Source organism: Sporotomaculum syntrophicum (assembly GCF_009932395.1).
GTDB lineage: Bacteria > Bacillota > Desulfotomaculia > Desulfotomaculales > Desulfallaceae > Sporotomaculum > Sporotomaculum syntrophicum.
This window is the reverse complement of record NZ_LSRS01000001.1, coordinates 195052-220445: the sequence shown is the minus strand read 5'-3', so window position 1 is coordinate 220445 and position 25394 is coordinate 195052. Positions and strand designations below refer to the sequence as shown.

At 46.0% G+C, this 25394-nt stretch carries 26 protein-coding genes; 25 read left to right on the top strand and 1 reads right to left on the bottom strand.

Translation table 11 applies throughout. The annotated features are described in order from the left end of the window. Positions 1–4: 4 nt before the first annotated feature. The 9 genes from recN to SPSYN_RS01120 all read left to right on the top strand — a co-directional run bounded on the left by recN (position 5) and on the right by SPSYN_RS01120 (position 10560). Complete coding sequence (gene recN / locus SPSYN_RS01160) at positions 5–1696, top strand: DNA repair protein RecN (protein ID WP_161820670.1); 1692 nt, start codon at positions 5–7, stop codon at positions 1694–1696. A 474-nt stretch (positions 1697–2170) separates the two neighbouring features. Further along, positions 2171–3445 (top strand): SpoIVB peptidase, encoded by a 1275-nt coding sequence (gene spoIVB, locus SPSYN_RS01155; protein ID WP_161820924.1) that lies wholly within the window; start codon positions 2171–2173, stop codon positions 3443–3445. A 128-nt stretch (positions 3446–3573) separates the two neighbouring features. Beyond that, the gene (gene spo0A / locus SPSYN_RS01150) at positions 3574–4338 is read left to right on the top strand and encodes a sporulation transcription factor Spo0A (protein ID WP_423828264.1); all 765 of its coding nucleotides are present in this window, start codon (positions 3574–3576) and stop codon (positions 4336–4338) included. Positions 4339–4573: 235 nt separating this feature from the next. Then, on the top strand, positions 4574–5695 hold the full coding sequence (gene steA / locus SPSYN_RS01145) for a putative cytokinetic ring protein SteA (protein ID WP_161820669.1): 1122 nt from the start codon (positions 4574–4576) through the stop codon (positions 5693–5695). A gap of 22 nt (positions 5696–5717) precedes the next feature. Further along, positions 5718–6596 (top strand): copper transporter, encoded by an 879-nt coding sequence (locus SPSYN_RS01140; RefSeq protein ID WP_161820668.1) that lies wholly within the window; start codon positions 5718–5720, stop codon positions 6594–6596. A gap of 43 nt (positions 6597–6639) precedes the next feature. Beyond that, entirely contained in the window at positions 6640–7323 is a 684-nt protein-coding gene (locus SPSYN_RS01135) for a glycosyltransferase family 2 protein (protein ID WP_161820667.1), read from the top strand. A 17-nt stretch (positions 7324–7340) separates the two neighbouring features. After that, complete coding sequence (locus SPSYN_RS01130; RefSeq protein WP_161820666.1) at positions 7341–8189, top strand: MraY family glycosyltransferase; 849 nt, start codon at positions 7341–7343, stop codon at positions 8187–8189. Positions 8190–8311: 122 nt separating this feature from the next. Further along, a complete protein-coding gene (locus SPSYN_RS01125; protein WP_161820665.1) occupies positions 8312–9460 on the top strand; it encodes a M20/M25/M40 family metallo-hydrolase in 1149 nt (382 codons plus the stop codon). Then, on the top strand, positions 9457–10560 hold the full coding sequence (locus tag SPSYN_RS01120) for a DUF3866 family protein (protein ID WP_161820664.1): 1104 nt from the start codon (positions 9457–9459) through the stop codon (positions 10558–10560). The genes SPSYN_RS01125 and SPSYN_RS01120 overlap by 4 nt, the downstream gene beginning before the upstream one ends. A gap of 26 nt (positions 10561–10586) precedes the next feature. Here SPSYN_RS01120 and SPSYN_RS16135 read toward each other — a convergent pair whose 3' ends face one another. After that, a complete protein-coding gene (locus SPSYN_RS16135; RefSeq protein ID WP_279279222.1) occupies positions 10587–10715 on the bottom strand; it encodes a hypothetical protein in 129 nt (42 codons plus the stop codon). Between the two features lie 73 nt (positions 10716–10788). Here SPSYN_RS16135 and SPSYN_RS01115 point away from each other — a divergent pair, with 73 nt between their 5' ends. From SPSYN_RS01115 to SPSYN_RS01040, 16 genes are all read left to right on the top strand, one after another. Beyond that, positions 10789–11457, top strand: a complete 669-nt coding sequence (locus tag SPSYN_RS01115) for a hypothetical protein (protein ID WP_161820663.1) — start codon at positions 10789–10791, stop codon at positions 11455–11457. A gap of 67 nt (positions 11458–11524) precedes the next feature. Beyond that, positions 11525–12157: a stage II sporulation protein M gene (spoIIM, locus tag SPSYN_RS01110; RefSeq protein ID WP_161820662.1), complete on the top strand. Its 633-nt coding sequence runs from the start codon at positions 11525–11527 to the stop codon at positions 12155–12157. A 132-nt stretch (positions 12158–12289) separates the two neighbouring features. Further along, positions 12290–12484, top strand: a complete 195-nt coding sequence (locus SPSYN_RS01105; protein ID WP_161820661.1) for a hypothetical protein — start codon at positions 12290–12292, stop codon at positions 12482–12484. Positions 12485–12583: 99 nt separating this feature from the next. Continuing rightward, complete coding sequence (gene xerD, locus SPSYN_RS01100) at positions 12584–13471, top strand: site-specific tyrosine recombinase XerD (protein ID WP_161820660.1); 888 nt, start codon at positions 12584–12586, stop codon at positions 13469–13471. 153 nt (positions 13472–13624) lie between these two features. Next, entirely contained in the window at positions 13625–14800 is a 1176-nt protein-coding gene (locus SPSYN_RS01095; RefSeq protein WP_161820659.1) for a phosphopentomutase, read from the top strand. A 191-nt stretch (positions 14801–14991) separates the two neighbouring features. Further along, a complete protein-coding gene (locus SPSYN_RS01090; protein ID WP_161820658.1) occupies positions 14992–16293 on the top strand; it encodes a pyrimidine-nucleoside phosphorylase in 1302 nt (433 codons plus the stop codon). 113 nt (positions 16294–16406) lie between these two features. Further along, a complete protein-coding gene (locus SPSYN_RS01085) occupies positions 16407–17621 on the top strand; it encodes a D-alanyl-D-alanine carboxypeptidase family protein (protein ID WP_161820657.1) in 1215 nt (404 codons plus the stop codon). 178 nt (positions 17622–17799) lie between these two features. After that, a complete protein-coding gene (locus SPSYN_RS01080) occupies positions 17800–18138 on the top strand; it encodes an STAS domain-containing protein (protein ID WP_161820656.1) in 339 nt (112 codons plus the stop codon). A gap of 81 nt (positions 18139–18219) precedes the next feature. After that, entirely contained in the window at positions 18220–18669 is a 450-nt protein-coding gene (spoIIAB, locus tag SPSYN_RS01075) for an anti-sigma F factor (protein WP_161820655.1), read from the top strand. Positions 18670–18680: 11 nt separating this feature from the next. Continuing rightward, positions 18681–19457 carry an RNA polymerase sporulation sigma factor SigF gene (sigF, locus tag SPSYN_RS01070; RefSeq protein ID WP_161820654.1) on the top strand — a complete coding sequence of 259 codons (777 nt, stop codon included), beginning with the start codon at positions 18681–18683 and terminating at the stop codon, positions 19455–19457. Positions 19458–19705: 248 nt separating this feature from the next. Then, entirely contained in the window at positions 19706–19900 is a 195-nt protein-coding gene (locus SPSYN_RS01065; protein WP_161820653.1) for a dodecin family protein, read from the top strand. A 38-nt stretch (positions 19901–19938) separates the two neighbouring features. Then, the gene (gene spoVAEA / locus SPSYN_RS01060) at positions 19939–20595 is read left to right on the top strand and encodes a stage V sporulation protein SpoVABEA (protein WP_341478841.1); all 657 of its coding nucleotides are present in this window, start codon (positions 19939–19941) and stop codon (positions 20593–20595) included. Next, the gene (locus SPSYN_RS01055) at positions 20576–22105 is read left to right on the top strand and encodes a spore germination protein (RefSeq protein ID WP_161820652.1); all 1530 of its coding nucleotides are present in this window, start codon (positions 20576–20578) and stop codon (positions 22103–22105) included. Before spoVAEA ends, SPSYN_RS01055 begins: the two co-directional genes overlap by 20 nt. A gap of 177 nt (positions 22106–22282) precedes the next feature. Then, entirely contained in the window at positions 22283–23281 is a 999-nt protein-coding gene (locus SPSYN_RS01050) for an acyl-CoA dehydratase activase-related protein (RefSeq protein WP_161820651.1), read from the top strand. A gap of 25 nt (positions 23282–23306) precedes the next feature. Then, complete coding sequence (locus SPSYN_RS01045) at positions 23307–24404, top strand: CoA protein activase (RefSeq protein WP_161820650.1); 1098 nt, start codon at positions 23307–23309, stop codon at positions 24402–24404. Further along, a complete protein-coding gene (locus SPSYN_RS01040) occupies positions 24404–25378 on the top strand; it encodes an acyl-CoA dehydratase activase (protein WP_161820649.1) in 975 nt (324 codons plus the stop codon). The genes SPSYN_RS01045 and SPSYN_RS01040 overlap by 1 nt, the downstream gene beginning before the upstream one ends. Positions 25379–25394: the final 16 nt, after the last annotated feature.

Here is a 25394-nt window from a genome sequence, read left to right as displayed (position 1 = left end):
TGGTTTGTTAATTTCATTATACATAAAAAATTTTGGATTAATTGACGAGGTGGAAATAGAGTTTGGCCCGAGTCTTAATGTGCTTACCGGTGAAACAGGTGCGGGCAAATCTATAGTACTCGAAGCATTGCGAGTTACACTGGGTGGACGGGCACAGACAGAATTGATTCGTACAGACCGAGACCGGGCCCTTGTCCAGGCCACCTTTGATATTACCCTGTTGCCTGGCGTTAGTGAACAACTGGACCAAAATGGTATCGAAATGGACGAGCAAGAGCCCGGTATGTTAATTTTAAGCCGGGAAATAAATCGCCAGGGACGCAATCCCTGCCGCATTAATGGTCGGATAGTTAATCTGGCTGTTTACCGGGAAGTTGCCGGTTTATTGGTAGATATGCACGGTCAACATGACCAGCAATCTTTGCAGCTGGCGGACAAACAGATGCAAGTGCTGGACAGGTATGGTGGCGCCGAGGTACTCAATTTATTGCAGGCATCTGAGAATGCCTTCAGGATGTGGCGGAAACACTGCCAGCTTAAGGAGAAAATTATCAGCCACAGCCGGGAAAGACAGCAACGCATGGATATGATTAAATTTCAAATGGAAGAAATTGATGCCGCGCGGCTGGCCGGTGAAGATGAAGAGGAACTAATTAAGCGGCGTGATTTACTTGCCAATGCTGAAAAAATAGCTCAGTTGTCCGGGCAGGCGTTGATACTTTTGCACAGCGGTGCCAACCGGTACCCCCCTGCCGTTGATCTTTTGGGTGAGGCTAAAAAAAACTTGGATGAATTATGCCAGTATTTACCCGGGTTAAAAAATGCCCAGGATAATGTTTACTCAGCTTTATGCCTGTTGGAAGAAGCCGCCCGTGATCTAGCCTCCTGCCAGGATAGTGTCGAGGCGGATCCGCGTGAGTTAAATTATATTGAGGAAAGACTGGTTGTAATTGACCGGCTAAAAAAGAAATACGGTCGGACAATTGCCGAAATACTTGCTCATCGTCAGCGAATTGCCGTGGAGTTAGAGGAATTACAGGCTCTGGAAACAGATGCGGCCGGGATCGAGGCTCAGGTCGAAAAAAGCTACCAGGAATATAAAGCTATGGCGCAGCAGCTGGAAGCAGGCAGACTGGAAGCAGCTAACCGTTTGAAGCAAGCCATTGAGCAAGAATTAACAGACCTGGCGATGAGCAGTGTACAGTTTGTAGTGCAGGTAATGTCGGCTGAGCCTTGCCCACAGGGTCAAAATACGGTGGAATTTCTTATCTCACCCAACCCGGGCGAACCGTTGCGCCCACTGGCTAAAACTGCCTCCGGTGGAGAGTTGTCACGGGTTATGCTGGCTCTTAAATCTATTCTAGCCTCTGCCGATGAGATAAACACACTGGTGTTTGACGAAGTTGATTCCGGTATTGGCGGCTATACATTGCAGGCGGTGGCGGAAAAACTGGAGCAATTAAGCCAAACCAAGCAAATTCTTTGTGTGACTCACGCTGCAGCTGTAGCAGCCTGTGCAGCCAAACATTATTTAGTTAAAAAATCAGTTGAGGGCCAAAGAACAATAACATCTGTAATCCCCTTAAATAATGAAGAACAGCGTATTGAAGAACTGAAACGTATGCTGGGCGGCGATCAAGAATCACATGCCCTCCTAGAACACGCGCGCGACCTGCTTCGCGACCGTTTGTCCTAATTAAAATATCTATCACTATGCAGGTGCTGTAAGATTTTGATATTGTGAATTTTTACTTATTTTATTTTGTTTTTTAAATTCATGCGGTTTTTTCAGTTCGTTTTTCAGAGACATAATGAAAGATAAGGTTGGAAACAGTATCTGATTAGTTTTATTACCATATATATCCGGATTAAAGTGGTTGCTGTCAACCATTTTTTTTTTTGCACGTTATCAATATGTTACAAAACAAAGCCAAGCCGCATCTTTAAAGGCGGTGGCAATGTGCGGCACTTCAGGGCGGAATAAATGAGCTTAAACAAGGCCAATTTAAAGACATATTAAAAACAGTTTTATATAAAGGCGGTGATTTTATTTTCCATTATGCGAAACTATGAAAGTCCCTCAAAAATTATTTTCAAGGGGGTATGATGTCTGAAACGCAGCAAGCATTGCAGATTATTGGGATCTACTTTTGTACTAGTATTTGCTCTGATGGCATCTTTTATAACTCTGAATGCTTATTGGCATTGTCTTCTTCCTGCCAAACTGAATATTAATGTAGGTGATAACCTTGTTTCCAGCCTTGATTTGCCGGGGCCTGTAAAGCAAAACATTATTTTCGACCTAAACTCGGTATCGGAGAGCCTTTCTATTAAAGGGAATCATCACCATAATTTTACCTGTAACCCCGCAACCTCCCTTCCTATAGCTTCAAAACCTGGACAGTTAGAAATGCAGCTGAGATTGTTCGGTCTTTTACCTATTCACCGGATGATGGTTAATGTAGTGGAACCACTTAATGTCATACCAGGCGGTCAATCTGTGGGTGTATTGCTGCATACTGAAGGCGTAATGGTAGTTGGCGAAGCAGCAGTGGAAAAAAACGGTCGTACATTTTTCCCCGCCAGGTCAGCAGGCATAGAAGTAGGTGATTTGATATTAAAAATTAACGGCTCTAAAATAACTAGTGAAAATCAATTACAGGAAATTGTTGATCAATGTGGCAGGCAGGGCAGAGATATCACCTTGCTGATAAAACATGGCAATAAAAAAAGATTAGCACAAATTACCCCGGTTCTGTGTGATAAAACTGACCGTTATCGTATTGGATTGTTCATAAAAAATAGTACTGCCGGTGTGGGGACATTAACTTTTTATGAACCGCGAACCAAAACCTATGGGGCACTGGGTCATGTAATTGCGGATTTTGATAGCGGTCACAAATTAAACCCGGTGGACGGTAAGATTGTAGAAGCAACTGTCAAAGGGATTCACCTAGGCAAAAAGGGTTCCCCCGGTGAAAAATTAGGTATATTCAAAGGTAATAGCGATATTATTGGAAATATTGAAAAAAATACTATTTGTGGAATATTTGGCAGGCTGCAAAGAGGGATCGACAATCCATATTACAATAAACCTATGCCGATCGCCATGAGATATCAAGTTAAAAAAGGCCAGGCAGAGATCTTAACTGTACTGGATGGTAATAAAATAGAAAAATTTAATATTAAAATTTTAGATATATTACCCGCCGGCAACAATAAAGATCTAATTATAAAAGTCACGGACCAGGAGTTGTTAAGGCGTACTGGAGGAATTATTCAAGGCATGAGCGGTAGTCCCATCATACAAAATGGCAGGCTGATAGGAGCTGTAACACATGTATTTATTAATGACCCGGCTAAAGGGTATGGTGTATTGGCGGAAAATATGTTAATCGAAGCAAATTTATTAAACGCGAAGCATATGAAAAAGAATGCGGCATAAACTGAAAATTCTTTATTATAAAATAGTAAAATTTTAACAATTTGTTAGGAAAAAATAAAGGTATTCTCCCTTCTGCGTCGAAAGTAAATACTAGATAAAAAAAGATGTTTGGCAGGAGGCGGGAAATTATGAGAAAGGTAATAAAAATCCTAATAGCTGATGATAACCGGGAATTTTGTGATTTATTAAAAGAATTCTTGCAACAGCAGGATGAGTTCAATTTAGTTGGTATAGCTCAAAATGGTATAGAAGCATTAGATTTAATTCAAACTGAAGCGCCTGATGTTGTGGTATTGGATGTAATTATGCCACATTTGGATGGGATCGGTGTACTGGAAAAGCTCAACGAAAATAAGTATCGACCCAGGGTAATAATGCTAACGGCTTTTGGTCAGGAAAGTATAACGCAAAGAGCGGTGGAACTAGGTGCAGATTACTATATTTTAAAACCCTTTGATTTCGAGGTTCTAGCAACCCGGATCAGACAGTTGGCCGGAGGCGGGCTTAACATTTCACCATATATTACGGTGGCCAAGCCGAAAAATTTAGATGTTGCTGTAACCAATATAATTCACGAAATGGGTGTGCCGGCTCATATTAAAGGTTATCATTACCTTAGAGATGCTATTTTACAAGTAATTGAAGATGTTGGCTTGCTGGGGGCGGTAACTAAAGAGCTTTATCCTATGATCGCTCATAAATACCAAACAACTCCCAGTCGGGTTGAAAGAGCCATCCGGCATGCAATTGAACTGGCTTGGGATAGGGGTAATATTGAAATGATGACCAAGTTTTTTGGTTACACCATTAATTTGCAGCGTGGCAAACCAACTAATTCAGAATTTATTGCTATGGTAGCCGATAAGTTACGTATTGAAGTCAAAGTAAGTTAGTAAACAAAAAAACATTATAATCGCAACAATATACACACATATTTTAGCAAGAACGCTATATATTAACAACATGAGGCTATGATTACACACCAATAATTTATTGTAATATTTAACACAATAAATTTGAGGTGTTTTTGTTTTGAGGTATAATATAGCTTAATAGTGACTCATTTGAAATATCATATTGACGCAAATGCAAAAACTGTAAAATGCAAAGTTAAAGGCGGTGATTCAAGTGGCCATCAAAGGCATAGCCCGTTTGGATAAAAAAACCAAACATCTGGTTAAGCGCTTGCAACCCGGCGATATTGCCATAATTGACCACAGTGATTTGGACGAGGTGGCCGCTAATGCTCTAGTTGAGGCTCATGTAAAAGCAGTAATAAATAATAGCCCATCTATGAGTGATGTCTACCCAAATTGCGGGCCTTTAACCATTGTGGAAGCGGGTATTAAATTGCTTGATTGCCCGGGCAGTGATTTATTTGCAATTTTAACAGAAGGCCAGGAAATTGAGATAAAAAACAACAAGGTCATGCTCTCTGATATTGTACTTGCAGTCGGGGAAGAATTGACCGTTGATAAAATAAAACAAAAAATGGATGCTACCAAAGATAATATAGAAGAAGTGTTATCCAGCTTTGTCCAAAACACTATGGATTACGCCCAAAATGAAATTGGTTTAATCTGCGGTGAATACAAAGTACCGGACGTCACTACAGTTTTTATGGAGAGACATGCCCTTATTGTAGTGCGCGGAAAAAATTACAAAGAAGATTTAAGAGCAATAAAATCTTACATCGATGAAATAAAACCTGTGTTAGTTGGAGTTGATGGTGGCGCAGATGCTTTGATGGAGTTTGGCCTGCGGCCTGATATAATCATAGGTGATATGGACAGTGTGAGTGATAAAACTTTGCTCTGCGGGGCAGAACTGGTAGTGCACGCTTATCCGGACGGGCGAGCGCCCGGTATGGCCCGACTGCAGGAAATGGGCTTATCTGCTATAACCTATGCTGCGCCGGGGACGAGCGAGGATATAGCAATGCTGATCGCCTATGACAAGGGTGCGGAGCTGATCGTGGCGGTGGGAACTCATTCCAATATGATTGATTTTCTTGAAAAAGGGCGCAAGGGCATGGCCAGCACTTTTTTGGTTAGAGCTAAGGTAGGTTCAATATTAATTGATGCCAAAGGAGTAAGTAAACTGTACAAAAGCAGACTGAAAGCCAAACATCTGGCCCCCCTTTTTTTTGCCGCTCTGCTGCCGGTAGCTGCAGTTGCGGTGATTTCTCCTGCTACCAGGGAATTGCTGCGTCTTTGGCTCATTCAATTTCGTTTACTGGTTGGAATTTAACGGGAAATATAGGTGATATTAAATGATTATTGATTATAAATACCACATTGCTTCGCTAGTAGCTGTTTTTTTAGCCTTGGGTATAGGTATTTTAATTGGCAGTACTTTATTGGGCAATGATGCACTGATTGATTACCAGAAACAAGTTACCAACGGGTTGGAAAACCAACTGCAAACTTTACGGGAAGCCAATGAAATTGTTCAAGCCCGGGCCAACACCCTGGAAACAGATGCTAACATACATAAAGAATTTGAAAAACAAGTGCTGCCTGTATTAACAGCCGGCAGGTTGGCCGGGAAAACTTTTGCCATTGTGGAACTGAATAATTTTGGTTTTCCACCGGAACTGACCGAAGTCATAAAAAATGCTGGGGGACGCGTGAGTTCCATAACTTCGGTTAACGCCATTGAAGATGAAAAGCAAGTTATTACCACATTACAGCAGGAACTAGTTTGGCCGGTTGCAACCGGCGACGAATTATATAAAAGGCTGGGAATTGAAATAGCCAACTGCCTAACTACCGGTGAAAATGAGGCGGTTACCGGTTATCTTGTGGAAAAAGGATTGCTTAAAACTAATGGGGAATATGGCATTCCTGTTGATGGGCTAATTATTGTCGGTGGTAGTTACAGCGAAGAAGACCGAAATATGCACGCCGATATCTCTTTAATAGATTACTATAAAGAATTAAACATCCCGGTGGTGGGAGTTGAGGAAACTGATGTTATTTCATCATCCATGAAAGAGTACCAGCACAAGCATATCAGTACGGTGGATAATATTGATACCATACCCGGTCAAATGGCCATGGTGCTGGCATTAAGTGGACAGCCGGGTCATTATGGAGTTAAGTCTACAGCTCAAAAACTAATGCCTGATTTACAAGGACAGGGAGCTTAATTCTTTATTGCCTTTGTGGGCTATTAACAAGGAGAGAAACAAAGTGGTTAATTCCGCTAAGCGGGTTGTGGCTTTGATACCGGCCTATAACGAAGCAAAGACCATTTCCGCAACTGTAGCGGCGCTGTCTGAGCTGTCTGAAGTGGATGAAATTGTAGTGGTAAACGATGCATCTACCGACCAAACAGCCAACTTGGCAGCAGCTGCCGGGGCCAGGGTGATCAGTTTAATCAGTAATCAAGGAAAAGGTGCTGCGCTCAATGAGGGCAGCAGGCAAATTAAGGCGGATATAGTTATGCTGCTGGATGGCGACCTGGGAGAATCAGCCGGAGAGGCGCGTTTGTTGTTAGCGCCTGTTCTAGAAGGCCGGGCTGATATGACTGTGGCTCAATTCCCGCCGCCGCGCCTGAAGGGCGGTTTTGGTCTGGTTAAGGGTTTAGCCAGGAAAGGCATTAGATTCTATACAGGCCTGGAAATGAAGTCACCGTTATCCGGTCAGCGTGTAATGACTCGCCCGGTAATGGATAAATTGCTGCCATTTGCTTCGGGTTACGGAGTTGAGGTAGGGCTTACAATAAAAGCTGTCCGGGCAGGCTTTACAGTTCTGGAAGTGCCGGTGCAGATGACTCATGCTGAGACTGGGCGCGATATAAAAGGCTTTTGTCACCGAGGCAGACAGTTTTGTCATGTCGCCCGAGTACTGGTTAAGGCTGCGGTATTGAAATAATTTTCGAGGTGAGAGCATTGAATTGGCAGCCAGAAATATTCTACCTGCCGGTGGGTTTTGTACTGGCTTTCTTAGTAGCTCTTATTATTAGGGAAAAGGTACTGGCTATGATAGTTGAGGCAGATTTTGTACGACCTAACTTTAAGGGGGAAAAAATTCCCCTGGCCGCAGGGGTTGTTTTTTTTATTGCAATAGTTTATGCGGTAATGCCGTTATTTTTTATATGGTCGTCAGACCTTCGTGAAAACGCTGTTCTTTATTTGTTGGCTATGGCCGGGGCGACTTTTTTGGGATTGATGGATGATTTTTGGGGCAGCCGGGAGGCGTCCGGACTATTGGGACACTTCAAGGCTTTGCTGCGGGGACGCCTAACCACCGGGGCCTTAAAAGCGCTTGGTGGTGGGATGTTAGCGCTAATTTTAGCCGTGCAGATGTATCCCGGAAATATCTGGCGTATAATAGACAGCGCTTTGATTATTGCTCTTTCAGTTAACCTGCTTAATTTATTTGACCTGCGTCCCGGCCGGGCCGGCAAAGTTTTTATATTACTTTATATCCTGTTGTTGCCCGCGGCGCTGGGCAGCTCTGAAGCGGTGATGGCGACCATGACATTGGGTGCTCTGCTGGCATTTTTACCGGCGGACTTTAAAGCTAGGGTGATGATGGGAGATGCGGGGTCTAACACACTGGGGATCGTTATTGGTTTGACAGCTGCCGCTTCTCTAGATGGATACTACCGTGCCGGTTATTTGGCCATGTTGGTGATTATGCACATCATAACCGAAAGATATTCCCTTACCCGGATTATATCCGGGAATGCTTTTTTAAATTATTTAGATATGTTGGGACGGGAAAAAAATCCTTAAAGCTCAGTTGTAATAAATAAATATATAACCCTATTATTTTGCCGCCAGAAACTCGTTATTTTACAGCCGGGCTTTTGGCGGTTATTATATTAGTAACATTAGTTTACAAAGGTGGGGTTCGATTGATTAACAGGGAACGGTTGGTCACTGAGTTTATGGAATTGGTGCGGGTGGACAGCGAAAGCAGGCGAGAGGCGCCTATGTCCGATCTGCTTAGGGATAAACTGCAGCAGCTTGGATTTATCGTTTATGTAGATGATGCCGGCTCTAAAACCGGCTCAAACACAGGAAATTTAATTGCCCGTTTGCCCGGAAGTGAGGATGTTGCGGCTGCAATTATGTTTTCAGCCCATATGGATACTGTATCCCCGGGGCGCAGCATAAATCCTGTGGAAGAAAATGGCATAATTCGCTCAGATGGGACCACCGTGCTGGGTGCCGACGATAAAGCCGGTATTGCGGCCATCTTGGAGGCAGTGCGGGTGGTGCGGGAACAAAAACTGCCCCACGGTGATTTGGAGCTGGTTTTTACTATTTGTGAAGAAATGGGGTTATTAGGGGTTAAGTATTTGGATTTTTCTCGCCTCACGGCCAGGATGGGGTACGTACTGGACAGCAACGGCCCTGCAGGCTCTATCATTAACCAGGGACCATCCCAGGATGAGATATACGCTGAAATGCTGGGTGTAGCAGCTCATGCCGGGATTAACCCAGAAGACGGGGTTAATGCCGTACAGGTGGCTTCCAGGGCTATTGCCGGTATGCAGCTTGGCCGAATTGACCACGAAACCACTGCTAATATTGGGATTATATCCGGTGGGGTGGCCATCAATATTGTACCGGATAAAGTAATGATCAAGGGTGAGACTAGAAGCTTGCAGGAACAAAAACGAATTGAGCAGACTCGGAAAATTTGTGAGGCCCTGGAAAAAGCTGCCCGGGAGGGTGGCGCGCAGGTTCAGGTAAGAGTAGAAACCATGTATCCTACCATGAACGTGCCCGCAGATGCTCCGGTAGTGCAACTGGCGCAAAAGGCGGCGTTGGATTTGGGTTTACAACCGGTTGTCATGAGCACGGGCGGTGGAAGCGATACACACATATTTAACCAACACGGTATATCGGCGGTAAACCTGGGTATTGCCATGCAAAAGGTGCATACTACCGATGAGTTTATCACAGTCAGTGACCTGGTGCTGGATGCTTCTTATGTGTTGGCCATAATTAACACTGCAGCCGGCTGGGGGACCGGGAAGGGAGCAAGTTCATTTTGATCCGAATACGGCAGGGCCGGGTGCTGTCAGTTAAAGCCCGGCGACCGAACTTTACGGAAATTATTGTGCAAATACCCGGGGAGCCTGAACAAAAAGCCTATAACTACGATTTACTTACCGGGCCGGTGGATACCGGAGATACAGTGGTGCTTAATACCACCGCAGTGGCTAGAAAATTAGGCACTGGGGGAGCTCATTTCGTGATGGCTAATGTATCAAGGACAGAGCATAATGCCGGCCAGGCCGGGCACATAATGAAACTGCGCTACAGCCCCTGTCAGGTCAAAGTCCTTGCAGCGGAAGAACCGGACAGTCCTTACGCGGAAGCAATAAAAAATACTACTTCACTGGACGGCCTGCCGGTGGTAGTGGGTACGCTGCACAGTATGCTGGCACCTGCTGCGGCAGGAATCAAGGCGACTGCGGGAGACCGGGTTAGGGTGGTGTATGTGATGACGGATGGTGCTGCCTTGCCGTTGCCTATGAGCAACCTGGTGCGTGATCTGAAAGCCACAGGTCTGGTGGATGCCACTATTACCTGCGGCCACGCCTTTGGTGGTGATTGGGAGTGTGTCAATATATATACTGCGCTGCTTACGGCAAAAACAATAGCCAGGGCGGATGTAGTTATTGTGGCTATGGGTCCGGGTATTGTAGGCACTGCTTCCCCGTTGGGTTTTACCGGTGTCGAGCAGGGTGAAATAATAAACGCCGTGAATATACTGGGCGGCCGGCCAGTGGCCATTCCCCGCATAAGCTTTGCTGATCTCCGGGAAAGACACTACGGTATCAGCCATCATACGGTGACTGCATTGGGGAAAATTGCCTTAACTTCCTGCGTTGTAGTGCTGCCTGAACTGGCTGATTACAGGCAATACGCCTTAGTACGGGACCAGCTCAGCCAAGCCTGGCCGGAAGGTAAGCACAGCTTGGTCTGGGAAGATGGCCGGCCGGCGCTGGCTGAACTGGCAGGTCGGGGTATAGAGGTTACCTCCATGGGGCGCTCACCGGCAGATGACCCGGTCTTTTTCCTGGCTGCTGGTGCTGCGGGCAGCTATGCCGCCAGGTTAACTGCAAATCTAAACGAAGCACAGAGCTAATCAGGTATGCACGTATATGGTGGTTGTTAGTGCAGAGCCTGATTAATATATTCCTGCAGTGTAACGTTTGATTGAGACCAGGGGCGGATTACCTGCCTGAATTCGCTAATCTTGCCGCTAAAGCAAAATCCACCTTTGGTTACTAATAAACGCATGATAAATCCTCCTATAACCAAAATATACCACTATTTTATGCGGTTAAAATTTATATATGCCGGAGGAAACACCTTGAAAATTCCTGTTGTTAAAATGACCGTTAATGCCAGTGGGGCAGCTGAAGCTGCCCGCCAGGGAGATGTGGTGGTGATTGTGGATGTTATTGATATGTCCACGACACTGGAAGCTGCCCTTGATGCCGGTGCTTGCGCTGTATTCGGGGCGGCGCCTGATGGAGCTGCGCCTCCTGTAACTGTAGATCCGGGCGCCGTTGGCTTTTTAGCCGGGCACGCAGCACGGGAGCATGGCGTCGGAGTTGTTTTAGTGACTGAGCCACGGGTAGGCACTGATGCCGAACGGCTCAGCCAGGTTAGCAAAGTGGCCGGTGGTTTGACCAGGGCCGGTGCGGAAATAGCAGCTGTAATACCCAATATTGGTGCTGAAACACCTAAGTTGTTTGATATGCAAAATCTAGTAGTGATAGCTGCTACAGCCACCGGAGGGGTGGCTTATGATGCCGCGGTTCAGGCCGGGGCGCCGGCGGTACTCACCGGCACAATAGCCAGAACCATGGTGCAAAAGGGAGCGGCCCCTGCTCGTACCGCAGCAACCAGGGCTATAAACAAGGCTCAGGCATTGGGCACCGGCATCACTGTAGTGGCCGCCAGCGGCAATTCACTGGAGGATGTGCTGGCGGCAGAATATATTACCCGAACAATCATCGAAGAATATTTACGTTGAGGTCATAATTAGCGTTCGGCCGCTCATATATATAGCAATGGACAGGTTATATAAAGGGAGCGGTTTTATGGGTTACATGCGCGGTTTTATGACTGCTTATTTCCAGCAAAGCTGGCCGCTTTATCTTATTGTAATAGTTTTTTTTGGTACAGGTATATTAATGGGTTCGCTAGGGGCTAATACATTGCCACCAGAGCAAATCAAAGATTTACAGAGTTATCTGCAATCTTTTTTTGCTCAGGCGGCGGAAATAGAAGTGGACCGATCAAAAATGTTTAAGGGTATATTATCTGACAACCTGCTGATAGGTCTGGTTATCTATATACTGGGTTTAACAATTATCTGCCTGCCCCTGGTGCTGGCACTGATTTTTTTTCGTGGGTTTGTGCTGGGGTTCACCATCGGCTTTTTGACGGCTAATTCTGATTGGCGGGAGTTTATGATTGTTTTCATCTCCATGCTACCGCAAAACCTGCTTTTTATTCCAGCGTTAATTATCGGTGGAGCAGCCGCACTTTCTTTTTCTATGCGATTAGTTAGAAGACTCTTTAATTCGCAAACTCAAATTGCGCCCCAGTTTGCCGGTTATACATTAATCATGTCCGGCTGCGTGCTTGCATTTGCTTTGGCCGCTTTAGCGGAGGGTTATATTACACCGGAATTGACCAGGTTATTGGCTTCATTGTTAGCGAATGGGTAAACACCGGTGTCTGATTTTGTAACATACCTTTTAATGCATTAATATACATGATATGGTATATGTTTAGCACTGCAAGTAACAGCAAAAATCAGTAAGATTGGTTATCAGCAAGAACAAAGGGGGCACAATATTATGTTTATTGTGGTCATTTCCCGGATTAAAGACAAGTTTTTATTATTTGCCCGCCTGGTGCTGGTGATGTGCATATTGTGTCTGCTGGTGGCGCAGTTGTACGGGATAGTAAAGATTAACTTGTTTGAACACAATAAAACGACCAACGAGCCACTGAGGGTCGAACAACCAGGCAATGAGAGTCACCGGCCATAATTAATCATTAAATTGTGTCCAACCTGTGTTTTTATTTGCTGCAACAGGAATAAGTGGACGGAATGTGGAATAGCTCAAAAGTGATGGTGGTGTTAAAAAATGGAGGATAAGATACAACAGTTTTTGACTTACCTGACGGTAGAAAGAGGCTTAGCACAAAACACTATTATTTCCTATGCCCTGGATTTAAAGCAGTTTAAAGCCTTTTGTTGCCGGAGACAGGTGGTGCAGGTTAACCGAGTTGAGCGCAATTTAGTGCTAAACTACCTCTTGGAGTTGAAAAAAACTGGTCGGTCTTCAGCTACCATATCCAGGCATATGGCTGCATTGAAGGCTTATTGCCGTTTCCTGGTGGACGAGCAGGTGCTGGACAGCGACCCAATGGCCAACTTGGAATCACCTGGCCTGCAAAAAAAATTGCCCGGCGTGCTGGCTCAGGATGAAGTAGAGAAATTGTTGGACCAACCTCGGATTGGCAACACGGGCGGCCTCAGAGATAAAGCTATGCTGGAGTTGATGTATGCTACGGGGATGAGGGTTTCTGAGTTGCTGACGCTGGATTTGCACCATGTGGATTGCGAGCATGGCTATGTCCGTTGCACAGGCAAAGGATCTAAGGAACGTATAATTCCGGTGGGTACGATAGCTAGGAACTTTTTATTGGAATACCTGGGTCGGGGAAGACCTAAAATATTGGGCGGCAAAGTGGAAAATGCTCTTTTCTTAAATATGCGGGGTCAGCGACTCACCAGGCAGGGGTTCTGGAAAATTATTAAAAAATATGCCTTAGAGGCAGGTATAACAAAAATTATTACGCCGCATACCTTACGCCACTCTTTTGCTACCCACTTGCTGGAAAACGGTGCTGACCTGCGAGCTCTACAGGAAATGCTGGGTCATGCTGATATCACTACAACTCAGATATACACCCATTTAACCCAATCTAAATTACGAGAGGTTTATAATAAACACCATCCCCGGGCTTAATTCAGGGTTGTAACACGAATATCGGGTTAACCTATGTTAAGTTGTATTGCGCTGTTTTAAGCCCTATTGAAAAAAGCTAAAATACATGTTTGTAAATATGAACAATACACCAACACCTGTTATTTAGCATTGTTATAAGGGGGAATGAGATTAATGCCTTTGAATAGAAAAGTAGTCATTATTGTGCTGGACAGTGCCGGAATTGGTGAGTTGCCGGATGCCCACCTTTACGGTGACTGCGGCAGTAATACACTGGGCAATTGTTCCCGGGTTGTAGGTGGTCTGAATTTGCCTCATTTGGAAAAGATGGGACTGGGTAATTTGACTGAAATAGTGGGCGTACCCCCCGTAGACACCCCTAACGCCTGTTTTGGTAAAATGGCCGAGCTTTCTGCGGGTAAGGATACCACTACCGGCCATTGGGAAATTGCCGGCTTGGTGTTGGACAAGCCTTTTCCGGTATTCCCCGCCGGTTTTCCGACTGAAATCATTGAACCTTTCAAACAAAGTATTGGCAGGGATATACTGGGCAATAAGGTGGCCTCAGGAACGGCAATTATTGAAGAGCTGGGTGTGGAGCATATGCGAACCGGCCGCCCCATTGTATACACTTCAGCAGACAGTGTATTTCAAATTGCCGCCCATGAAGAGGTGGTGCCTCTGGATGAGCTGTACCGAATGTGCCGGATAGCCCGGGAAATGCTTATCGGCGACTATGCGGTAGGACGGGTAATTGCCCGTCCGTTTGTTGGTTCGCCGGGTTCTTTTAAGCGCACTGCTAACCGCCATGACTATTCTGTCCTGCCTCCCCGGCCTACAGTATTGGATTTACTCCATGACCATGGTTTGACGGTAGCCGCGGTGGGTAAGATTAATGATATTTTTGCAGGCCAAGGTATCTCCAGTTCGGTACATATTAACGATAACATGGATGGTGTAGACAAAACTCTTTCTTTAATACGAGAAGACTTTAACGGACTAATATTTGCCAACTTGGTGGATTTTGACCAGCAATACGGGCACCGCAACGATCCCGCCGGTTATGCCAGTGCGCTGGAGGAATTTGACTGCCGGGTGCCGGAAATAATCAATGCGCTGCGTCCGGAGGATGTATTGATCCTAACGGCTGATCACGGGTGTGATCCCACCACCGCCAGTACCGACCACTCCAGGGAATACGTGCCGCTTCTGGTAACCGGTCAGGCTATAAGAAGCGGGGTGGACCTGGGGACACGTGCCAGTTTTAGCGATATAGCGGCCACATTAGCCCGGTTTTTTGAGTTGGATTTTACTGTTGGTGAGGAGTTTGCAGGTTTAATTACTCAATAAACAGACATTGACGTATGAGTTGGACCATAAATGTTTGTCCGTCCGCCGGGACATTGAGCCGCAGGCGGGCTTATTGACCTATTTAACCTACTAACTTACGCCAATTATATCATGCATTTTGTAGTTTTGAAATTCACAGGGGAGTTGAGTCTCCCCTGTGAAATAAGAACATGCTTAAAGGAGATACTCGTATGAGAATGGTGGATATTATCCAAAAAAAACGTGATGGATACTCTCTGACCACTGAAGAAATAAATTATATGATCAGCGGTTTTACCAGCGATGCAATTCCTGATTATCAAATGTCGGCCTTTTTAATGGCGGTATATTTTAAGGGTATGGATATCCAAGAAACCACTGAATTAACCATGGCTATGGTTAATTCGGGTGAAGTTATGGATTTGTCCGGCATTAACGGTATCAAGGTGGATAAGCATTCTACCGGCGGAGTAGGCGATAAAACTAGTTTAATCGTAGGTCCGCTGGTGGCTGCGTCGGGTGTTCCGGTAGCTAAAATGTCCGGCCGGGGGCTGGGGCATACTGGTGGTACTATAGACAAGCTGGAAGCAATTGCAGGCTTTCATGTGGAGCTTTCCCAGCCGCAGTTTGTTGAGCAGGTAAATAAACATAAAATAGCCATTGTCAGCCAAACCGGTAATTTAACTCCAGCCGACAAAAAGCTTTATGCGCTGCGGGATGTAACTGCCACGGTTAACTCTATCCCTTTAATTGCCAGTTCCGTGATGAGTAAAAAAATAGCCTCCGGGGCCGATGCTATTGTGTTGGACGTCAAGGTGGGGTCCGGAGCATTTATGAAGACTCACGCCGAGGCTCGAGAATTGGCCAAAATAATGGTGCAGATAGGTAAAGGTTTAAATAAAAAAACAGTTGCAATTATCACGGACATGAACCAACCGCTGGGCTATGAAGTAGGCAACGCCAATGAAGTAAAAGAAGCCATCGAAGTGCTCAGCGGTAAGGGGGAAGCAGGCCTTGTTCAAGTATGCTTAACCATAGCTGCCTATATGACGATAGCAGGTGGTATTTATGCAGATTTTAACCAGGCCTATTTAGCCATGTCGGGGATACTGCAAAATGGTGAAGCCCTGGGAAAATTTAAAGAATTTATTAAAACGCAGGGCGGCCGGGTGGTAGTGGTCGAGCACCCGGACCTGTTGCCCCAGGCCAAAAATCATGTAGAATTAAAAGCTGAGCTAGCCGGTTACCTGCAAAGTATGGCTGCCGAGTCAGTGGGAACTGCGGCGATGCTGCTTGGTGCCGGAAGACAAACGAAAGATGAGCCGATTGATTATGCTGCAGGGATAACCTTAAAGAAGAAAGTTGGTGATGAGGTGCAAAAAGGAGATGTGCTGGCTGTTTTGCATAGTAACCGGGACATCAACTTGGAGATCTGCCAAATTTTACGCAATGCATTGGTCATCGGACCGGACAAGCCTGAGATATTGCCGGTTATTTACGATGTAATTGAGTAAAGCTTTATTTGAAAAGCATGTTTTATATTGATATGATGACACACTTTCACCCGCATAACTTTCACTCAGCTCGACATAATATTTTAAGCTGATAAAAACAGGGGGGAAGCGTGATGAACAGCAAACATGTTTGTGCGATCATCTTAGGGATAATGTTTGTTATAGTCGTTACCGCCACCGGAACCGGTTTAGCGCTGGCAGCAAATGATACAGGCGCAACCGGTACGGTGCCGGGTGTGACGCAGCAAACTGCTGCGGAGGCGACGGCTGCGGCATTGGAAACTACCGCTGAATCAGCCGTGCTGATGGATGCTGCTACGGGCAAGATACTGTGGAGCAAGGAGCAGGATAAAGAACTGCCCATGGCCAGTGTGACAAAAATTATGACGTTGCTACTGGCCTGTGAAGCCCTGGACCAGGGTAAAATCAGCCTTAACGACCGGGTTACGGTTTCGGAAAATGCCTGGAGTATGGGTGGTTCGCAAATTTACCTGGAGCCCGGCGAGGAAATGAGTATGGAAGATATGCTGATTTCCATAGCCGTGGGTTCAGCTAACGATGCCAGCGTAGCTGTGGCAGAACACATTGCCGGTTCGGAGGAAGCGTTCGTGGAATTGATGAATAACCGGGCTAAGGAGATGGGGTGCCGGCATACCAGGTTTGCCAATCCCACCGGACTACCGGCTGAAAATCATTATACCTCTGCTTACGATATGGCGGTGATGTTACGCCAGGCATTGGCATACCAGCAATTTTGTAAGGTTTCTTCCATTTACAGGTACGATATCCGGGGCGGTGACTTTGTTTTATGGAATACCAATAAGCTGCTCAAGTGGTACGATGGAGTAGATGCAGGCAAAACGGGGTGGACCAATGAAGCCAAGTATTGCCTGGCAGCTACGGCTAAACGGGACGGGTTGCGGTTGATTTCAGTTGTTCTGGGCACTCCCGAACCGCGCAGCCATTTTCGGGAGACCATGAAAATTTTCAATTACGGTTTTGCCCGCTATGAGGCCGTGCAATTTGCTCAGCGGGGAGAAAGGGTAAAAACTGTTAAAGTAAGCAAGGGTACCATAGACCAGGTAAGCGTGATAGCTGGAGCTGATATTGCCATGGCGGTACCTAAAGGGCAAAAACAGAATTACCGGGGCCGGGCGCTTTTACCTGAATATATTGAAGCTCCGTTAAGCAAAGGACAGGTGGTAGGCGAGTTCGTCTTATTGGAAGGGGAAAAAGAGGTGCAGCGCGTACCACTGCTGGCTCAAAACCAGGTTAGCCGGGCTTCGGTGTTCCGGCAAATGTATAAAGCCCTGGATCAGGTTTTCTAAACCCATTGGTTCCTTCTGCGCGCGCTTTTCAGTACTTTAACTTCCAAAAGCATGAATATAAGCTTCCGGTCATGTGCCGGAAGCTTTTTGTTAACTATTATCATAGTTGAAATTATTCGCCATGTATGGTAAAATGTAACAGTACTATAATTTTTGCTGGCTAGTTGAGGTGTCAGTTATGAACTATACAATTAAAAGGAAAAACAATTATTTAATAGTTTCAGTGATAGGTGATGTGGATATCAATTTAACCGATTCGCTGCGAAAAGATGTGGACCTGGCACTGGCGCATTATGGTGTGAACAATCTTGTTTTCGATTTGACGGATGTTGATTTCGTTGACAGCTCCGGTTTGGGAGTAATTTTAGGCCGCTATAAAAGAGTTAGTGCCAACGGAGGAAAAGTTTATTTGGCAGGTGCCAAACCTCAGGTAAAAAAAGTACTGGACCTGTCAGGGCTGCCACGTTTGATGGAAATGTATCCTTCGGTTAACTTGTTGCTGGACAAGATTGGATAAGATAAACAAAACTGAGGATATTTGAATATTTAACCAATACATTAGCTGGTTTTATGATATACTAGTAACCTGAAAAGGAGGTTGCAGAGATTGAATAAAGCTGCACTTGAATTTTCCAGCCGCCCGGAAAATGTAGCTTTCGCCCGGGTAGCAGTAGCTGCTTTGGCCAGTCAATTGGATTTTACACTATCTGATTTAGAAGAAATAAAGGTAGCGGTCTCCGAAGCAGTAACTAACGCTATTATTCATGGTTATGATAATAATCCAGAATGCATGGTCCGGTTGGAAATAAAAATTGTTGAGGAATTTATAGAAATTGAAATTATAGACACGGGTAAGGGTATTAAAGATATTACCAAAGCATTGGAGCCAGCCTACTCCACTGATCCTGAACGTATGGGCCTGGGCTTTTCCTTTATGCAGTCATTCATGGAAAACTTTAGTGTGTCTTCTTCTCCGGGTAAAGGCACTCGGGTGAAAATGAGCAGAAGGGCAGGGACACCAGGCCGTAAAGCAGTGTCTGAACAATAGGGGGAAAAACCATGAGTAACAGGTTAATGGAAATGAACTTGCCCCGCTTTCCCCTACTCAAGGATGAGGAAATGAAAGAATTGTTGTCCCGGGCTCAGGCAGGGGACGAGCAGGCTAGGGAGCGCCTGGTTAATTGTAATTTAAAACTGGTATTCAACCTGGTCAAGCGGTTTCAAAACCGGGGGTATGAGCTGGAAGACCTTTTTCAAATTGGTTGCATTGGCTTAATGAAGGCTATCGACAAGTTTGATATGAGCTTTAATGTGCGCTTTTCCACTTATGCAGTGCCCATGATTGTGGGTGAAATCAGGCGTTTTTTGCGGGATGATAATCTGATCAAAGTAAGCCGGTCGATAAAAGAAACTGCATATAAAGTGCAGCAGACCAGGGATGTACTGGTGGCCAAAATGGGTCGCGAACCCACGGTTAACGAAATTGCCGTTGAGTTGGGTATTCCCAATGAAGAAGTAGTAACGGCATTGGATGCATCTATTTCACCTGCCTCAATTTACGAAACACTGCACCAGGATGATGGTGATCCTATTTATTTGCTTGACCAGTTAAGCGAGGGTGGCGGTGAAGAAATGCCCTGGCTGGACAATATTGCCATCAAGGAAGTGCTGAAAAGATTACCGGACAGGGACCGGCTCATCTTGCTGTGGCGATTCTTTGGCGATAAAACTCAGGGGGAAATTGCGAGCAGGCTGGGGCTTTCTCAGGTGCAGGTATCGCGCTTGGAACGCCAGGCTTTGCAAAAATTACGGGACATGATGGAAAACGCCCGGTAAGCCCTCGCGGGAGAGTGCAGCTTTTGCGCTCTCTTTTAATTTTACTTTAGGGTATTATGCTTGCCATATTTATGGCAAGCGCTGAGGATAAAGTACTGAAAAGCGCGTAAAGAGAACCGGATGGGCGCGCTTTTCTTGTGTTGTTTTAACTTCAAGTATACCTGTGCGCTGGTGTTGTATAAAAAACGATATAGATCAAATAATACAATTGCCAATAGAATTTAGATACAGCAAAGGAGGATTGTATTATGCATATTAAGGTTATGGAAATGGTAGGGGAATCAACTGAAGGTTGGCGCAGTGCAGTACAGTCAGCGATCACCGAAGCATCTAAAACAACCAGTAATATTGTTGGTGTGGAAGTGGTTAACTTTACTGCCAATGTAGAGAACGGCCGGGTAGTTGAGTATAAGGCCAACCTGAAAGTGGCTCATACCAGTTAAAAAGCAAGGGACACCATAAAAGGTGTCCTTTACTTTTAATGACTAATGATAATAAAAAAGATATTTTCGGGACAGACAATTATTATGAACCAATAAGGGGAGCAGAATCGGTGGGCAAACCAATTAGTATTATTGTAGTGACAGATGGGGATAAAATGGCTAAAAAAACGGTGGAAACAGCGGCGCACAATATTGGTGCCCGCACTATTTCCGCCTCAGCCGGCAATCCTACCCCTTTGACCGGAGAGGAGTTGGTATGCTTAATCAAACAAGCTGCCCATGAGCCGGTGGTGGTGATGCTGGATGACAAGGGCGAGCATGGCCTCGGGCGTGGTGAATCGATACTGGCTTATCTGGCTTCTCATCCGGATATACGTATTTTAGGTGCACTTGCGGTGGCCTCTAATACCGAGTTTACGAATGGAGCGCATGTGGATTTATCGGTAGATTGTCACGGGGAGTTAGTGGCCGGGCCGGTAGATAAACTCGGACAGGTAAGCGGGAGCACCGGTGAGGTTATCTATGGCGATACTGTAGAGGTTTTGGATGAACTAAACATCCCGGTGGTTATTGGCATCGGTGATGTAGGAAAAATGAATTACGCTGATTGCTATGCCTTTGGTGCACCCCTGACTACCAAAGCATTAAGAGAAATAATCAAGAGGAGTGGATACGATGGCGCCGGCTGCCATTGAAGAAAAGACCAGGCTAAGTAAGAATTTAGATATTAATCAAGATCTATTGGCCGAGAAGCTGGCCTTTGATAAAAATTTTGATATTGTTCGACGGGAAATGATTATCGGCGGTCGCAAGACGTTGATGGTGTTTGTCGATGCCTTTGCCAACGCCGAACTGATGACGGATATTTTATATAATCTGCATAAATTGGACCGGGAAGACCTGTCCGTAGATGCCTTTCAAAGACTTTTTTTAAAACATATCAATTATGTTGAGGTCCAGCCTACAGAATATCTTGAAGACTTAATTGAAAAGATGTTATCCGGTCCCCTTGCCCTGCTTGTTGATGGTATGGATAAAGCGATTATGCTGGATGTGCGCACCTATCCAGCTCGCAGCCCCGAAGAGCCTGACCTGGAAAAAGTGGTACGAGGTTCACGGGATGGTTTTACAGAAACGCTGGTTTTTAATACCGCGTTAATCAGGCGGCGTATCCGTGATCCCAAACTGCGCATGGAATATACCCAGGCGGGTAATCGCTCAAAAACCGATATCGTTATTTGTTATATCGAGGATATTGCCAATAAGGATTTGGTGGATAGCATTCGGGAGAAAATTGGAGCCATCAATATTGACGGTCTGCCAATGGCCGAAAAGGCCGTAGAAGAACTCATCACTCCGGGCAATTATTGGAACCCGCTGCCCAGAGTGCGCTACACGGAAAGGCCGGATGTGGCCGCTGTTCACTTGCTTGAAGGGCATGTGCTGGTGCTGGTGGATACTTCACCCAGTGTAATTATTACTCCCGCTACTTATTTTCACCACCTGCAGCACGCCGAGGAATACCGGCAGAATCCTACAGCGGGTGTATACATGCGTTTAATCAGGTTTCTAGGGGTAGCTATTTCCGTTTTCCTGCTGCCCTTGTGGCTGCTGGCAGTACTACAGCCCAGCATATTACCAGAGGCTTTGAAATTTATTGGTCCAGACAAAATAGGTAAGATACCTATCTTTATTCAGTTCTTGCTCGCCGAGGCAGCGGTGGATATGGTGCGCATGGCCACCATACATACTCCTACAGCATTGGCCACTGCAGTAGGTTTGATTGCCGCTTTGTTGATCGGAGATCTAGCGGTGGGCGTGGGGCTGTTTAATGCTGAAGTGATAATGTATACTGCGGCGGCAGTGGTGGGCAACTACCTTACTCCCAGTTACGAATTGGGTTTTGCCAATCGCCTGATCCGTTTATTCCTGATAGTAATGGTTGGTTTCTTCCGCCTGCCCGGGCTGCTGGTGGGAATGGTGCTGGTGCTGTTACTGCTGATCTTCACCCGCTCTTTCGGTGTCCCGTACTTGTGGCCGCTGATACCCTTTAATGCTAAAGCACTGTACAATATTATTGTGCGCCGCCCTGTACCGGTGAACAATGCTCGACCAAGTATTCTAAACACCCGGGATAGTGACCGGCAGGCTTTGCCGGTGCCGGCCCGCAAGCCGGGCAAAAATAGGAAAAAGCAGCCGAAATGAAATAACCGCACTTAATCTTCTCGTATATATTTGCATATTCCATATGTTCAAAGAAACCTGGCAGACAACAGGTTTCTTTTTCTTTTCGCGAGTTTCAACGAAGCATTTAAGTATACCTATTTATTTTTTAGTTCATAATACCTTAATGTGAGTTAAATACCGAGCGGAGGTTTAAGCATGTCCGTTACAGTGGGTATACCAAGAGCGTTGCTTTATTATTACTACTATCCCCAGTGGAAGACCTTTTTTGCACATCTTGGTGTAAAAACTCTGGTTTCCCGGGAAACTACCCGGGGCATATTGGAAAAAGGCATTAAATCTACTGTTGATGAGGCCTGTCTGCCAATCAAGGTGGCGGTTGGTCACGTAATGGATCTTTGCGACAGGGTGGACTATATATTCTTACCCCGCGTTGTCAGCACCGCCCGGAGGGAATATATTTGCCCCAAGTTCCTGGGCTTTCCCGATATAGTTCGCAACAATATTGAACATCTGCCGCCTTTAATGGATAACAGTATAGATCTATACCGCAAAGGCAGCAGTTTGTACAATTTATTTTATTCAGTGGGCAAGGAGTTTACCCACAACCCTGTCCGAATTATGAGAGCTTACCAGGCCTCTATGGCTGCGCTGAACAATCACTGCCGGGACATGGAATCCGGCCGGCTGCCGTTTGAAACCTGTGACAGTAACCGCCATAACCGGCAAGACCAGGATGTTGGCGTAAGGGACGTGACCATTGCCGTTATCGGTCACCCCTACAATATTTACGATCATTATATCAGCATGAATATGCTCAAGCGGCTCAGGGATTACGGGGCTAATGTAGTAACTGCGGATCAACTACCCGAGCATGTTTTTCGTCGCGAAGCTGAGAAGCTGCCCAAGCAGCTCTTCTGGACTTTAAACCAGCGTATGGTTGGTGCTGCCTTTTATTATTTTGACCGGCCGGAAGTGGACGGGATAATTCACGTAGCCTCTTTTGGCTGTGGGCCGGATTCTATGACCGGAGAATTAATTGAACGGTTTGCCCGCCGGGAGTCGCGCAAGCCATTGCTTAATTTAACCATTGATGAACATACCGGAGAGGCGGGTATGGTTACCCGCTTAGAAGCATTTATGGATATGGTTAGATGGCGCCGTCAACTGGATTACGTGGCAGCCACATATTATTAAAGCAATTGGAAAGGTGTAGATAACAGTGAAGGTAGTTTATCCCCATATGGGTCTAATGTGGATATGCATCAAAGCCATGCTGGAATATCTAAACGTGGATGTAATAGTGCCGCCGCCTTCCAGTAAAAAAACATTGCTGTTGGGGGTTAAGCATGCCCCTGAATTTGCTTGTATGCCATTAAAACTAAATTTAGGTAACTTTATGGAGGCCGCCGAATTAGGTGCGGACACCATCGTTATGGCCGGCGGGTGCGGTCCCTGCCGGTTTGGTTACTATGCCCATGTTGAACATGCCATCTTGCGGGACTTGGGCTATCAGTATGAATTGGTGGTGCTGGAACCACCGCAAAAACACATTGGCGATCTACTGGATAAGATCAAGCAGATTACCGGACAGCAGTCCTGGCGGCGGGTGATTAACGGTATTCGTTTTGGATATCACAAGGCTGAGGCTGTAGATAAGCTAGAAAGAATGGCCAACTATTGCCGGCCACGGGAAACCACAGCGGGTGCTACCGACCGGGCGTTACAGCATGCGCTGCAAGAGATAATTAATGTAGCTGCGCCTGAAGGACTACCGGCAGCCCTGCAAAGAGCTGTTGAGATAATGGATGCCATACCGGTGGATATACACAGGCCGGTGCTGCGCATTGGCCTGGTAGGGGAAATTTACACCCTGCTGGAGCCTTTTGCTAACCAGGATATTGAACGCAAGCTGGGCAGCATGGGGGTGGAAGTAGACCGCTCCATCTATCTTAGCGAATGGGTTAACGAGCACCTGTTTTTGGGGCTGGCTAAAAACACGCGCAGCAGCAAATTAGTCAAGCAAAAAGCAATTAAATACCTGAGGCATTTTGTTGGTGGTCATGGCCTGGAAACTGTGGGCAGCACTGTATTTTATGCAGAGCAGGGCTATGATGGAGTGATTCAACTGCTTCCTTTTACCTGTATGCCGGAAATTGTAGCCCAGAGCATCTTGCCCCGCGTAAGCGCTGAATTGGGTATTCCGGCCATGACGTTAATAGTTGACGAGCAGTCAGGGGAAGCCGGACTGGTTACCAGGCTGGAGGCATTTGTGGATTTATTGGCCAGAAGAAAGCAAACCGAGGAGGCGTTGGCGTAATGTACGGTTACCTGGGAATAGATGTAGGCTCAGTGAGCACAAATATGGTATTAACAGGTGAAGATGGCACAATAAAACATAGTATTTACCTGCGCACTCAAGGTAAACCAATTGAAATGGTGCAGCAGGGTTTGAAACATATGCAGGCGGCTCTGCCGGGCAAATTAAAGGTGATTGGTGTGGGAACTACGGGTAGCGGCAGACATCTGGCCGGGGTAATCACGGGTGCGGATATTATTAAAAATGAAATTACCACCCACGCCATCGCCGCCTCCAACGTAATGCCCGGCGTACAAACTATACTGGAAATAGGCGGCCAGGACTCCAAGATAATTATCCTGCGTAACGGTGTAGTGTCTGACTTTGCCATGAATACGGTTTGCGCTGCTGGTACCGGCTCGTTTTTAGACCAGCAGGCTGCCCGGCTGAATATTAAAATTGAGGAATTTGGCCCATTGGCTTTACAGGCCACCGTACCGGTGCGCATTGCCGGGCGCTGCGCTGTATTTGCGGAGAGCGATATGATTCACAAACAGCAAATGGGCTATAACATACCCGATATTTTAGCCGGTCTGTGCGAGGCGCTTGTACGCAACTATTTGAACAACGTGGGCAAAGGTAAAGAAATACTCCAACCGGTTGTATTCCAGGGCGGGGTAGCAGCCAATGCCGGTATGAAAGCCGCCTTTGAAAAGGCTTTAGGCCACCCGGTGCATGTACCTTCTCATTATGACGTTATGGGAGCCCTGGGTGCGGCAATGCTGGCCAGGGAAGCCACCAATCGGAAAAGCACCGGCTTTAGGGGCTTTGAGGTTGCGGACAGGGATTTTAAAGCCGGCGGTTTTGCCTGTGATGGCTGTCCGAATGTGTGTGAGGTGGTTGAAATTATGGAATCGGGGCAGGTTATTGCCCGCTGGGGTGATCGCTGCGGCCGCTGGAGTAATGCACTGACTCAGCAGGCAAGGATAAGCTAGAAAAAAGTTGATTCTT

Coding starts and splice junctions, on each gene's coding strand:
- spoIVB (WP_161820924.1), top strand. CDS start 2,171: ATGGCATCTTTTATAACTCTGAATGCTTATTGGCATTGTCTTCTTCCT.
- spo0A (WP_423828264.1), top strand. CDS start 3,574: ATGAGAAAGGTAATAAAAATCCTAATAGCTGATGATAACCGGGAATTT.
- SPSYN_RS01140 (WP_161820668.1), top strand. CDS start 5,718: ATGATTATTGATTATAAATACCACATTGCTTCGCTAGTAGCTGTTTTT.
- SPSYN_RS16135 (WP_279279222.1), bottom strand. CDS start 10,715: ATGCGTTTATTAGTAACCAAAGGTGGATTTTGCTTTAGCGGCAAGATT.
- spoIIM (WP_161820662.1), top strand. CDS start 11,525: ATGGGTTACATGCGCGGTTTTATGACTGCTTATTTCCAGCAAAGCTGG.
- SPSYN_RS01105 (WP_161820661.1), top strand. CDS start 12,290: ATGTTTATTGTGGTCATTTCCCGGATTAAAGACAAGTTTTTATTATTT.
- xerD (WP_161820660.1), top strand. CDS start 12,584: ATGGAGGATAAGATACAACAGTTTTTGACTTACCTGACGGTAGAAAGA.
- SPSYN_RS01095 (WP_161820659.1), top strand. CDS start 13,625: ATGCCTTTGAATAGAAAAGTAGTCATTATTGTGCTGGACAGTGCCGGA.
- SPSYN_RS01090 (WP_161820658.1), top strand. CDS start 14,992: ATGAGAATGGTGGATATTATCCAAAAAAAACGTGATGGATACTCTCTG.
- SPSYN_RS01085 (WP_161820657.1), top strand. CDS start 16,407: ATGAACAGCAAACATGTTTGTGCGATCATCTTAGGGATAATGTTTGTT.
- SPSYN_RS01080 (WP_161820656.1), top strand. CDS start 17,800: ATGAACTATACAATTAAAAGGAAAAACAATTATTTAATAGTTTCAGTG.
- sigF (WP_161820654.1), top strand. CDS start 18,681: ATGAGTAACAGGTTAATGGAAATGAACTTGCCCCGCTTTCCCCTACTC.
- SPSYN_RS01065 (WP_161820653.1), top strand. CDS start 19,706: ATGCATATTAAGGTTATGGAAATGGTAGGGGAATCAACTGAAGGTTGG.
- spoVAEA (WP_341478841.1), top strand. CDS start 19,939: ATGACTAATGATAATAAAAAAGATATTTTCGGGACAGACAATTATTAT.
- SPSYN_RS01055 (WP_161820652.1), top strand. CDS start 20,576: ATGGCGCCGGCTGCCATTGAAGAAAAGACCAGGCTAAGTAAGAATTTA.
- SPSYN_RS01050 (WP_161820651.1), top strand. CDS start 22,283: ATGTCCGTTACAGTGGGTATACCAAGAGCGTTGCTTTATTATTACTAC.
- SPSYN_RS01040 (WP_161820649.1), top strand. CDS start 24,404: ATGTACGGTTACCTGGGAATAGATGTAGGCTCAGTGAGCACAAATATG.